The sequence below is a fragment of the Enterobacter cloacae complex sp. S2 genome (assembly GCF_015159675.1).
GTDB lineage: Bacteria > Pseudomonadota > Gammaproteobacteria > Enterobacterales > Enterobacteriaceae > Enterobacter > Enterobacter intestinihominis.
This window is the reverse complement of sequence record NZ_JADDTS010000057.1, coordinates 1-12710: the sequence shown is the minus strand read 5'-3', so window position 1 is coordinate 12710 and position 12710 is coordinate 1. Positions and strand designations below refer to the sequence as shown.

Genomic DNA, 12710 nt, shown 5'->3' with positions numbered 1-12710 from the left:
GTGTTACAGGAGCCCCAAGTATTGTTTGTGCTAAACTAAAATAACCAACTTGAGTAGCCCCAAAATAAAACCCTATTACGAATATTGGCAAACTTTGTGAAAGCGCATTAACCAGTACTTGTGGAGTTCTATATGCGGGAAAGTCAGCGTACGCACGACTTACCTTTGTTAAATTGCGAAAAAAGTTATTTTTAACTATCACAAGGCCATTTTTTTTTGCATTATAGAAAAATTGTAATGCCTGTAACCAATAGCCTAATGCAGTAATTATTACTAACGTTTTCACGCCATGCCAAGGTAATCCAATTATTATTTTTAATGCGTTAAGTACAACAGACTGAATGACAGAAACTTTAGCAATTGCACTATATTGTTTTTTCCTTATGAGCCATTGCTGTCCACATTGCTGAAGAGGAAGAACAAGCATAGTAAGAGGAATGACAGCTATATACCATATTGGCATGCCAATATCGTGTCTAAGGAGTGTATATAGAATCATTCCAATTAGAACCGTCACGGATGTAGCAATTCCTAGTATCAAACTTAACCGTACAATTATATTTGAAACTGAATCTTTTCTTGGTAGAACTACAGCAATCGGGTAGCTTAATGCAGATAAAGGAATCAATACGTTAACGATCGACATAAAACTTCCCATCATTCCATATGCCTCTGGGCCATAAAGACGAGTAATGAGAGGAATAGCAGCCAAGTTAATTATTTGCGCCAAAGCTGTACCCGACGCTATTATCGCAACGCTTTTTAAAAATTTATTATTTGATATTAATTTGCGCATTTTCTTGTTAGTTTGTGTATTCACAACTGTTGAAAGATAATGCCTTTTTGTCCTTTTCTGAAATGATTATTTCAGCCGTATCAGGCCAAGAAATATTTAATTCTGAATCTTTCCAATGAATACTTCTTTCACTTTTTGGATGGTAGTAATTTGTTGTCTTGTATACAAACTCAGCCGTATCACTTAATACCAAAAATCCGTGTGCAAACCCCTCAGGGATCCAAAGCTGTCGTTTATTTTCAGCAGAAAGATTCACACCAACCCATTTCCCAAACGTTGGAGAGGATTTGCGAATATCAACCGCAACATCAAAAACTTCACCAGCAACACAACGTACCAGTTTGCCCTGTGCATACGGTTCCAGTTGATAATGCAAGCCACGCAGAACACCTTTGCAGGATTTTGAGTGATTATCCTGCACAAATTCAACTTTACGCCCTACCGCCTCTTCAAACACTTTCTGGCTGAAACTTTCAAAGAAAAAACCACGATCGTCACCAAATACTTTTGGTTCAAAAATCAGCACATCAGGAATATCAGTTTTAATTACGTTCATGTCTTAGTAACCTTTAATCATCTTCAGCAGGTATTGGCCATAGGCATTTTTCTTCAATGGTTCAGCCAGCTTCTTCACCTGTTCAGCATCAATAAACCCTTTACGATACGCAATCTCTTCAGGGCAGGAAACTTTCAGCCCCTGACGCTCTTCAATCGTCGCAATAAAGTTGCTCGCCTCGATCAGGCTCTGATGGGTTCCTGTATCCAGCCACGCATAGCCACGCCCCATCATCGCAACGGATAAACGCCCCTGCTCCAGATAAATACGGTTGATGTCGGTAATTTCCAGCTCACCGCGTGCAGAAGGCTTCAGGTTCTTCGCCATTTCCACTACATCGTTATCGTAGAAATAGAGTCCCGTAACGGCATAATTGCTCTTCGGCTCCAGCGGTTTCTCTTCCAGGCTGATTGCCGTACCTTCTTTATCGAACTCCACCACGCCATAACGTTCAGGGTCATTGACGTGATAGGCAAATACGGTTGCACCATGACCTTTATCAATTGCGGCTTCCAGCTGTTTCGGCAAATCATGACCATAGAAAATGTTATCGCCCAGCACCAGCGCACAGCTATCGTCACCAATAAACTCTTCGCCAATGATAAAGGCCTGTGCCAGTCCGTCCGGGCTTGGCTGGACTTTATATTGAAGGTTTAATCCCCACTGTCTACCGTCCCCCAGCAGCTGCTCAAAGCGCGGAGTATCCTGCGGCGTACTAATGATCAGAATATCTTTAATCCCTGCCAGCATAAGCGTAGACAGCGGGTAGTAAATCATGGGTTTGTCGTAAATTGGCAGCAGTTGCTTACTTACCGCCATGGTCACAGGGTAGAGACGAGTACCGGATCCGCCGGCAAGGATAATACCTTTACGTGTAGCCATTATAATTTCTCTATAAACACGAAATGCCCGTAAACGGGCACTTTTTAATGATTAAATGGATTGCGCCGTAAAAAGCTCAGCCAGCATACGTTTCACACCAACATGCCATGCTGGCAAGACCAGGTTGAAATTCTGCTGGAACTTCATGGTATTCAAGCGTGAGTTATGCGGGCGACGCGCAGGCGTCGGATATGCCGTAGTTGGTACAGCATTCAGCTTTTCAATCGCCAACTCAACGCCTGCTTTTTGGGCTTCCTCAAACACCAACGCCGCATAGTCGTACCAGGTGGTGGTCTCAGAAGCGACCAGATGGTAAAGCCCGGCAACTTCTGGTTTCACCATCGCGACACGAATGGCGTGGGCGGTACAATCGGCTAACAGCTCAGCGCCTGTTGGGGCACCCACCTGATCGTTAATGACGGAAAGTTCTTTGCGTTCTTTCGCCAAACGCAGCATGGTCTTGGCAAAATTGTTGCCTTTACCTGCATATACCCAGCTTGTACGGAAAATCAGGTGATTAGGGCAGTTATCCTGCAATGCTTTTTCGCCATCCAGTTTCGTCTGCCCATAAACATTCAGCGGTGCCGTCGCATCCGTCTCACTCCAGGGGGTTTCGCCATCGCCGGGGAAGACGTAATCCGTGGAGTAGTGAACAACCCAGGCGCCGATTTTTGCAGCTTCTTTGGCGATAGCCTCAACGCTTGTCGCATTCAGTAACTGCGCAAACTCTGGTTCCGACTCTGCTTTATCCACTGCGGTGTGTGCGGATGCATTGACGATCACGTCAGGTTTAATATTACGAACCGTCTCAGCAATCCCTTCCGGGTTGCTGAAATCACCGCAGTAATCTTTAGAATGCACATCAAGCGCAATCAGATTGCCAAGTGGAGCCAGCGCGCGCTGAAGCTCCCAGCCCACCTGACCTGTTTTGCCGAACAGAAGAATGTTCATTATTGACGTTCCCCGTAGTTCTGTTCGATCCAGGTTTTATAAGCACCGCTTTTTACGTTATTAACCCACTCCTGGTTGCTCAGATACCATTCCACGGTCTTACGAATTCCGCTTTCGAACGTCTCTTCAGGCTTCCAGCCCAGTTCCACCCCAATTTTATGCGCATCAATCGCATAGCGGCGGTCATGTCCTGGGCGATCGGCAACATACGTAATTTGATCGCGGTAAGAGCCTTCTTTCGGCACGATCTCATCCAGCAAATCGCAAATAGTGTGCACAACGTCCAGGTTCTGCTTTTCGTTATGACCGCCGATGTTGTAAGTTTCCCCCGGTTTACCCTGCGTCACAACGGTGTAAAGCGCACGGGCATGGTCTTCAACATAGAGCCAGTCACGGATCTGATCGCCTTTGCCGTAAATCGGCAGCGCTTTTCCGTCCAGCGCGTTCAGGATCACCAGCGGGATCAGCTTTTCCGGGAAATGATACGGACCGTAGTTGTTTGAACAATTGGTGACAATTGTCGGGAAACCGTAGGTGCGCAGCCAGGCGCGAACCAGATGGTCGCTGGACGCTTTGGAGGCAGAGTATGGGCTGCTTGGCGCGTAGGCCGTGGTTTCAGTGAACAGCGGAAGCTCTGAGGATACCGGGTGTTCATCCGGGTGCGGCAGATCGCCGTATACTTCATCGGTGGAGATATGATGGAAGCGAAACGCTTTTTTCGCCGCGTCATCGAGCGTTGACCAGTAAGCACGGGCAGCTTCCAGAAGCACATATGTCCCAACAATGTTGGTTTCAATGAATGCCGCCGGGCCGGTAATGGAACGGTCTACATGGCTTTCTGCCGCCAGATGCATTACCGCATCCGGATTATGCTCAGCAAAAATACGATCCATAGCCGCTTTATCACAAATATCTGCATGCTCAAACACATAACGTTCACTGGCGCTGACATCGTTAAGGGACTCGAGGTTGCCGGCATACGTGAGTTTATCCACATTGACGACTTGGTCATGGGTATTTGTAATAATATGTCGTACAACCGCTGAGCCGATAAAGCCGGCTCCACCCGTCACAAGAATTTTCACGTTATCTATTCCGTTTTGTAGATATGTCGAGATATTGGCGTTCTGAACCCTGGTATTAATTCAGGTTTCAGAAATTTTGCACGCTACCGCCCCTGGCTTGACAGCTACCAGTGCACTGAGCGCGTGTTGAATATAAGATTGACTGTCTGATTTCAGACAAAAACTGGCGTTAATTGTCGTCCTAAATGGATTCGGAAACAAGCACAAATCGTTACAAATCAGCCCAGATTTGAAGCAGATAACTCTCTGTTATTATAGGAATTAATAGCAAAAAGCGGCAGCCATCATTTTAGTTATGTAACAACATAACAAGATGATGGCTGCCGCGCATGAAGTCTTTCAGGCTGCGGAAGAAGTATTAGTCGTTAGCCAGCAGCTTCTCAATCCGGCTTCTGAACTTCGCCCCTTCCTTCAGGTTACGCAGGCCATAGTTCACAAAGGCCTGCATATACCCCATTTTCTTACCGCAGTCATAGCTGTCGCCGGTCATCAGCATGGCATCAACCGACTGCTTCTTCGCCAGCTCAGCAATCGCATCGGTCAGCTGGATACGATCCCAGGCGCCCGGCTCAGTTTTTTCCAGCTCAGCCCAGATATCCGCATTCAGCACATAACGGCCTACCGCCATCAGGTCGGAGTCTAGCGTCTGCGGCTGATCGGGTTTTTCGATAAACTCAACGATCCGGCTCACCTGCCCTTCCGTCTCCAGTGGCTCTTTGGTCTGAATAACGGAATACTCAGAGAGATCGCCCTTCATACGTTTCGCCAGCACCTGGCTGCGGCCCGTCTCGTTGAAGCGCGCGACCATTGCCGCCAGGTTGTAACGCAGCGGATCGGCGGAAGCGGTATCAATAATGATGTCCGGCAGGACCACGATGAACGGGTTATCACCCACCACCGGGCGCGCGCAGAGGATTGAGTGGCCCAGACCCAGCGGCTGCGCCTGACGCACGTTCATGATGGTCACGCCAGGAGGACAGATAGACTGAACTTCTGCCAGAAGCTGACGCTTAACGCGCTGCTCAAGCAGCGCTTCGAGTTCATAAGAGGTGTCGAAGTGGTTCTCAACGGCATTCTTCGAAGAGTGCGTCACCAGAACGATTTCTTTGATCCCCGCAGCAACAATCTCGTCGACGATGTACTGAATCATCGGCTTGTCAACGATCGGCAGCATCTCTTTAGGAATGGCCTTTGTGGCGGGCAACATATGCATGCCCAAACCCGCTACCGGTATGACTGCTTTCAAATTAATCATTATTTCTTCCACCTTAAAATGGTTGACGAATTATAGCTTTTAAACCTGTTTTCGCCAGCATGTTTTGCCGTAAATATGGAGTAATCCTAGGTCACCCCACCACAAATTACAGTAGTTGTAATCTGAATAGATCGCGATTCCGTACCAGGAATAGTCGCAAAATAGGCTCTAGGATTACCTGTGCGGCAGCGCAAAATTCAACCGTTCCGTATTCACCACGTGTTGATCGACCCGATCAATATCCACCGAACTCTGCCCCTTTTCATTAACCGCTTTTATGTTCGCGAGCGACAACAGCGTCTCGTTTTTGGCCATAAACTTCCCACGCACGTCTTTGCGCAAGTCGAAGTTCATCTTAAGCGCTGGTCCCGTCGCTGACTCCTGCATCACGTTGATATCACGCAAGAAAAGGTGCTGTGGCTTGTTGTGCAGCTCAAGCGTTGCTCGCTGCATGTTGACGTTGGTGATGGCAACAAACGAGGTGGCATTGCCGGAGGAAATCTGTATCCCGCGCAGCTTATAGGCCAGCTGGCGGTTATCCAGGCGAATATCGTTAAGTTTGAAGTTTTGCGGTATCGACAGATAATCGCCCTTGATCACGCCATACCCGATTAACATTCCGGCGCTGTTCACCATATCGATATTATCAATAACGAAATTATCACAGCCATAAATAGCTACCGTCGCGTTATCAATTCCGGCCTTTTTACTGAAGTCGGGGGTAATATTGCTGGCCTTGATATTACGGATCACAAAGTGTTTACCGTTTTCAACATGGACCAACTGCCGACAGTTGCTGCCGGTGATATTTGCCACCACGAAGTTTTTAACGGTCTGCTGTTCCGGATAGTCATTGTCGTACGTGCTGCCAGCCAGCCCAATGCCTATGCCCCAGTTGATCTTGCCGTTTGTGCAGTTGATGTTATCGATCACGTGGTCAGAGATCAGGATATTGCGGTCGTTAATCGCCACGTTCCACTCAATCGCGTCCCCCTGCAAGTGGCTGAATTTACTGTTGGTAATGCGCGCACCGTCCACCTGATTATGAAAACCCTGGCGCAGAATGGCGTAGTTGGCCTGGCTCACGGAAATACGATCGATAAGCAGGTTACGCATCACTCTCGGCTTTTTACCGCCGATGTAGATCTGGGTGACGGGGCCGAAGCCGCTCATTGCCAGCCCTTTAATGACACAGTCGGAGCCACGCACGTCCAGCGTAATGTTATGCGTGCGCCCCTCTCCTTCTCCAATGACCTTACAGCCTTCCTGGAGCACAAACCGCCCGCGGCCGTTGCCCTTCAGCGCACCGCGGATCAGCAGGGTTTTGCCATCAGGAATGAAAATGCCGGTATTGATGTTTTCACAGGTTAACCCGGCGGGAACAACAACGGTATCGCCCTCGGTAAATGCCTGCTTAAAGGCGGCGATCCAGTCGTTATTGTTGTAGCGATCGACAGAAACCGTCTTCCCGGTTGCCGCCCGCACAGCGCGGGGCGACAGCAGTGGCATGGCAGCCAGGACGGATAAAGAAGAGACAAATCGGCGTCGGGTAATCTTTTTCAGCATACAACCTCAGCGTTACAGCGTTTGCAGCAGGCTCGCTAACTGGCGATTAATCACCTGCTGATTGAATTCTGCTTCAACTTTTTGCCGCGCATTTTGCAGCACAGGGATCAGCGTCTGCTGATCGATATCACTGAACGCAGCCAGACGATCCGCCAGCGCCAGCGCATTGTTTTCAGGGACCAGCCAGCCGGAGTGTTCAGAGGTGATCAGCTCCGGGATCCCGCTGTGCAGGGTCGAGACCACCGGAATGCCGACCGCCATCGCCTCCATCAGCGCCACGGGAATGCCTTCCATATCGCCGTCAGCGCCGGTTACGGAAGGCAGCAGGAACACATCCGCATCATCAAGCATGGCTTTCACTTCGTGGCTCGGCTTGAAGCCCGGCATCTCGACCACGTCTTCCAGCTGATACTGTTCAATCAGCGTGCGCAGGCGACGCTCCCACGGCCCGATGCCCAGGATGCGGTAGTGGAAGTCCACTCCGCGCGCCTTCAGCTGGCGACAGGCTTCGATGGCTACGTGCAGCCCTTTCTTTTCGGTCAGGCGGGCAACAGAGATAATTTGCAGCGGCTTGCCCGGCACCTTGACCGGTCGCTGAGTGAAACGTTCCATATCCACGCCCATGCGTGAAACGGTGATTTTCTCGCTCGGGCACCCCATGGTTTTCAGGCGTCCGGCCCACAGGTTGCTTATTGGCAGCATCATGTCGCCACGGCGAAACAGCTGCTGATATTCCGGCGTGTAGTGGTTCAGTACTTCCCGGCTGGAGATGTCGATACCGTGGAAAATGGTTGCGATTTTGCCGTCAATCACCCCCAGCTCACGCAGTTTTGCCGCAGTGACGCCCGCCGGGCCAAAGTGGGCGATAAAGACATCGGCCCGGTACGGCTGGGCCGTTTGCCCGCAAATGGCGGAAAGGATCAGGTTGCGGGCCTCCGCCCCATAGCGCGACATATTCAGCGCCCGCCACGTCGAGGCGCGATGAAGGCCGCGCAGCGTCTGGCTGGCGCGATGGCGCAGTTTGTTCAATCGTCCGGCGGGTTCATCCTGCAACCAGCGGGTTTTCGCCTCCAGCCCATACCGGGTATACGCCGCATGGGTGTTTTGCGTATCGCCCTTTTGCAGGGCGATAATCTCCACGTCATACCCCATATCGATAAACGCGGTGATTTGGTTCAGCACAAAGGTTTCAGACGACAGCGGAAATTTCAGTAAGAAGAAACCAACCTTCATTTCCCCTCCCGGACGCGGTCGAGTACGGATTTCACCATGCCAATACCTTTTTCGCGTTCGGCTTTTACCGCCACCGCCAGACGTTCGTTGATCGCAGGCAGCTGGCCGAGCGTGTCGCCCACCATCGCCCCCAGCGACCCGTCCAGCAGATGACGAATATCGACGGCCATTTCCGGCATGCCGAGCTGCTGCATAATACCCGCGGACTTGTGTTCGTAGTTAATGGCGATGGCTGGCGTGCCGAAGTTCATCGAGATAATGGCCGAGTGCAGACGCGTGCCCACGGTCAGGTCGCAGGCGGAGAGCAGCTTGCCCATCTCCAGATCGTTCAGCTCGTCCATCACCACGTGATAGCGGGACGGATCGTTCACCAGGTTGCGCAGGTTGAGCGCCACCATACGGTCATCTTTGTTGTAGCTGTCGATACCGGTACAGGTGGAAAGCGCCAGCACCTGGTAACCGCTGTCCAGCACGCGGTTCACCACGTCGGCAAAGGCTTTCTCGTACGCCGCCTGGGTCGTGCCGAGGCGTTTATCGAACGGCGCAAGTTCACGCAGGGTAATGGCGACGGTTTTCTGCTTTGCCGCCACGTCCAGCCAGTGCTGTACCGCGTAGCTGGCCTGGAAACTGTCATCCTGATGATCCACCAGCCAGGCGGTGTCCACACCGTGCTCCACTTTGGTGGTGTCGATTTCACTGCGTTTCATCATGTCGAGGCTGACCGATTCACGCAGGATCAGCGCGTCGCAGTGGCCGAAGACATAGTTCGCCAGCTGGTTAAACTGCGGATCCTGGAATGGCCCGACGCTGTGGCCGATCATAAACAGCGGCTTTTTCGCCATGAACGTACAAAGTGCATGCTCAAACTGTGGCACGCCGTACAGATCGACGAAGAACGAACCGCCCACCTGAATAATGGCGTCATAGCCGGACAGCAGACGAACAAAATCGGTAAAGCCCTGCGCGATGGCAATGTTGCGCAGCTTGCCGGTGTCGGTCACGCGAGAAAGCAGCACCTGATGCTGGTAGCGGCGACGCAGCACTTTCTTCACGCGCCCCATCACGCCCGCGGCGTTGTTGTGCTGTTTCATCTGGCTGTAGAGCGGGTCGCCCATCACCGGGCGGTTCAGTAACCAGGATGAGCTGACCGGATAACGGCTCATCACATCCACTTCTGTCTCAGGCTTAAGGGTGTTAATTGCATCCAGTAAACCGCGCAGGATGGCGCTGTCGCCACGGTTGCCGCAGGTATGGTTGCCAAGAATAAGTAATTTCATAATGGCCTCGTAAAATTAGCCTGCGCGAAGCAGCGTTTTCATTTTTTCGTTACGGCAAAACTGGCGCTTCATCTCGACCACCAGCGCATTGCGTGACAGCACAATCATCACGCCGAACGCCAGCGCGCCTGCCGCGACCTGCACCGCAAGCAGCGCCGCCAGCGGCAGATGCCCGTTGAGCACCACGCCCAGGCCGTAGCTCACCGCAAGCGTCGGTAAGGAGAGATAGAACGGCAGCCACAGGCTGAGGATGTACTGACGGTAGCTGGAGCCCAGCACCGGTTTGATCATCACGAAGTAGCTCAGCACGGTATTGACGATTTGCACCAGCAGGAAGCCGAGCGTCACGCCAATGGCGCCCGCCATGTGGCCGCCCACAATAATTGCCGGAATAAACAGGAAGGTTTTAAACACGTTGAACTTGAAGCTGATATCCACGCGCGCCTTCGCCATCAGCAGAGAACCAATCGGGTTCCCCACCGAGCGCAGCAGCCCCACGACGCACAGCAGTTGCAGGATCGGGATGATGCTGTTCCACTTCTCGCCAAACACCAGCGGTACGAAATTGCTGGCAACCACCATCAGCCCCAGCAGCACCGGGAAGTTGATGATCCCCACGACGGAGAGCAGCTTGTAAAAGTTCACGCGCAGCTTTTCGGTATCGTCCTGAATTTTGGCGAACGCCGGGAACAGCACGCGGGTAATGATAGGGTTGAGCTTCATCGGCGGGACAACCGCGACGTTATACGCCAGGTTGTAGCCACCCGCGACGCTCGCGCCCAGAATACGCGCCAGCACCAGCGTGGAGAGGTTAGTATTCACGTAGTTGATAATGCTGTCTGCCGTCAGCCACGCGCCGAAGCGCAGGTTGGATGAAACAGACGCCAGCGAAAAATGCAGCCCCGGGCGATAAATCTTACGGCCAAAGAAGCCAAACAGCAGCGTGCGCACGGCAGAGTTAACCAGGTAGCCGAGGATGGCGGTCATCGCCAGCGGCCAGAAATGGGCGCTGACCACAGTAAAGGTAAAGCCCGCCAGTACGGCGCTGGTTTCAATCATGCCGATTTTGTTGAACTCCAGCTCCTTCTGCATCAGCGCGCGGAACTGCTGCCCGTGCGGGATCACCACGAAAGCGAACGACAGGGTGCGCATCAGCGGCGCCAGGTCCGGGTTATGCAGCACGCCGGCAATCACATCGCTCAGCAGGAACACCAGCACAAAGACGAAGATACCCAGCCCGACGTTCAGCCAGTAGAGGGTGGTCAGCTCCAGATGGCTGATCTCTTTGCGCTGGATAATGGAGTTGGCGATACCAAAGTCCGACAGCGTATCGGCCAGGGCGATAATCACCAGCGAGACGGTCAGCAGACCAAACTGGTGGTTATCGATAATGCGCGCCAGCACCGTCATCTGCACCAGGCCGAGGCCAATAATGACGATGGTGGCCATGGCTGACCATTTCGCGCCGCTGATGGTTTTTTCTCGTAAGCTCATCTTAGTACGCCGCTTTGTTCACGAAGCCTTTGAAAATGGTCAGAAAAACAATCTTGATATCGAACCAGAGGCTCCACTCGCGGATGTACTCCAGATCGAACTCGATACGTTTTTCCATTTTTTCCAGCGTGTCGGTCTCGCCGCGCCAGCCGTTGATCTGCGCCCAGCCGGTGATGCCTGGCTTCACCTTATGGCGCAGCATGTAGCCTTCAATCAGGGTGCGGTACTGCTCGTTATGGGCCACGGCGTGAGGACGAGGCCCGACGATGGACATCCCGCCGGTGAACACGTTGATGAACTGCGGCAGCTCATCGAGCGAGGTACGGCGCAGGAAGTTGCCCACGCGGGTGACGCGCGGATCGTTCTGCGTCGCCTGGGTCACCACCTTGTCGTTCTCCATCACCTTCATAGAGCGGAATTTCCACACCATGATCGGCTTACCGTCCATGCCGTAGCGGGTCTGACGGAAGATGATCGGCCCCGGCGAGCTGAGCTTCACCGCCAGCGCAATGCAGCACAGCACCGGGGAGATGAGCAGCAGGATCAGGGACGAAAGGACGATATCTTCCACGCGCTTCAGCACGCGGTTAATCCCCGACAGCGGCGTGTCGTACAGTGGAACAACCGGTACCCCGTTCACCTCTTCAATACGGGAGTGGAGAATATTGAAGGTGAAGACATCCGGGATGAGGATCACCGAGCAGGTGGTATCCGCCAGCTCGCGCATCAGTTTCTTGATGCGGGATTCATCTTTCATCTGCATGGCGATGTAGACGTTATGAATTTTGCCGGCTTTCGCATCGTCAATAAGCTGTTCGTAGTTACCTGCCCAGTCGGACGGCACGCCGCCGGGCTTCGCGTCGTGATAAATCCCGACCACTTCAAAACCTAACCACGGCTCTTTGCGGAAGCTGTCGAGCAACACCTGTCCCACCGGCAGGTCGCCCGCCACGGCAACGAAGCGACGGTTATACCCACGGTTGCGCAGCCAGCCCGCGCCAAAGCGGATCAGCGAGCGGCAGACCACCATGCCAATGCAGGTTAACAGATACCAGCAGAGATAGGTCACAAGACGGTTATCAAAATCATGGCTGAACGCCACCAGCCCTGCGCTGAAAACCAGGCTTAAGGTCCAGTTCTGGAGCAGCAGCATCAGTTCGGTGGTCATTTTGACGCCGCGCCATGAACGATAGAAATCGGTCATGCCGCCGATCATCTGAAACACCACCAGCGCAATCAACGCCATCAGCAAGTGCATGTATAAGAACGACTGCCCGCTGACCCAACACACCGCCCACAGTCCGCCGACCATGATGGTGATATCAGAAAAACGCTGCACCATAGAGATTAACGATGCATTCGTTCTCGCTCGTTCGCGCTTTTTTAGATTTGTCATCGTTGTTCCTTTAGTTCTAAACCTTACCCCTCACCCTACCCCTCTCCCCAAACGGGAGAGGGAACTTGAACACCCTCTCCCCTTTGGGGAGAGGGCTGGGGTGAGGGGCAGTATTTACTGATTCAACAGCGCCAGAATGTCCTTCGTTCGGGCTTCCATCAGCGCGGTATCGGCGCGGGACTCCACGTTCAGGCGCACTACCGGCTCGGTGTTGGAGGA

The 12710-nt window shown here is 52.4% G+C and carries 11 protein-coding genes and 1 pseudogene; all 12 read right to left on the bottom strand.

The genetic code is table 11. The annotated features are described in order from the left end of the window. A partial coding sequence (locus tag IPZ49_RS21745; RefSeq protein WP_193762873.1) for a lipopolysaccharide biosynthesis protein occupies positions 1–796 on the bottom strand: 796 nt, incomplete at its 3' end. Between the two features lie 7 nt (positions 797–803). Next, positions 804–1352, bottom strand: coding sequence for a dTDP-4-dehydrorhamnose 3,5-epimerase (gene rfbC / locus IPZ49_RS21740; protein WP_050871166.1), 549 nt, complete (start codon positions 1350–1352; stop codon positions 804–806). Between the two features lie 3 nt (positions 1353–1355). Then, positions 1356–2234, bottom strand: a complete 879-nt coding sequence (gene rfbA / locus IPZ49_RS21735) for a glucose-1-phosphate thymidylyltransferase RfbA (RefSeq protein WP_050871165.1) — start codon at positions 2232–2234, stop codon at positions 1356–1358. A 51-nt stretch (positions 2235–2285) separates the two neighbouring features. Continuing rightward, positions 2286–3185: a dTDP-4-dehydrorhamnose reductase gene (gene rfbD, locus IPZ49_RS21730; protein WP_050871164.1), complete on the bottom strand. Its 900-nt coding sequence runs from the start codon at positions 3183–3185 to the stop codon at positions 2286–2288. Next, on the bottom strand, positions 3185–4270 hold the full coding sequence (rfbB, locus tag IPZ49_RS21725) for a dTDP-glucose 4,6-dehydratase (protein WP_040117848.1): 1086 nt from the start codon (positions 4268–4270) through the stop codon (positions 3185–3187). The genes rfbD and rfbB overlap by 1 nt, the downstream gene beginning before the upstream one ends. Before the next feature lie 358 nt (positions 4271–4628). Then, positions 4629–5525, bottom strand: coding sequence for a GalU regulator GalF (gene galF / locus IPZ49_RS21720; RefSeq protein ID WP_017383282.1), 897 nt, complete (start codon positions 5523–5525; stop codon positions 4629–4631). 174 nt (positions 5526–5699) lie between these two features. Continuing rightward, positions 5700–7091 (bottom strand): colanic acid biosynthesis protein WcaM, encoded by a 1392-nt coding sequence (wcaM, locus tag IPZ49_RS21715; protein WP_063848005.1) that lies wholly within the window; start codon positions 7089–7091, stop codon positions 5700–5702. 12 nt (positions 7092–7103) lie between these two features. Beyond that, positions 7104–8324 carry a colanic acid biosynthesis glycosyltransferase WcaL gene (gene wcaL / locus IPZ49_RS21710; RefSeq protein WP_047726988.1) on the bottom strand — a complete coding sequence of 407 codons (1221 nt, stop codon included), beginning with the start codon at positions 8322–8324 and terminating at the stop codon, positions 7104–7106. Then, the gene (wcaK, locus tag IPZ49_RS21705) at positions 8321–9601 is read right to left on the bottom strand and encodes a colanic acid biosynthesis pyruvyl transferase WcaK (protein ID WP_006811234.1); all 1281 of its coding nucleotides are present in this window, start codon (positions 9599–9601) and stop codon (positions 8321–8323) included. Before wcaK ends, wcaL begins: the two co-directional genes overlap by 4 nt. A gap of 15 nt (positions 9602–9616) precedes the next feature. Next, positions 9617–11095 carry a colanic acid undecaprenyl disphosphate flippase WzxC gene (wzxC, locus tag IPZ49_RS21700; protein ID WP_003863527.1) on the bottom strand — a complete coding sequence of 493 codons (1479 nt, stop codon included), beginning with the start codon at positions 11093–11095 and terminating at the stop codon, positions 9617–9619. 1 nt (position 11096) lies between these two features. After that, positions 11097–12491 carry an undecaprenyl-phosphate glucose phosphotransferase gene (gene wcaJ, locus IPZ49_RS21695; RefSeq protein ID WP_063932887.1) on the bottom strand — a complete coding sequence of 465 codons (1395 nt, stop codon included), beginning with the start codon at positions 12489–12491 and terminating at the stop codon, positions 11097–11099. 114 nt (positions 12492–12605) lie between these two features. Continuing rightward, positions 12606–12710, bottom strand: a pseudogene (locus tag IPZ49_RS21690) (phosphomannomutase); the annotation flags it as partial.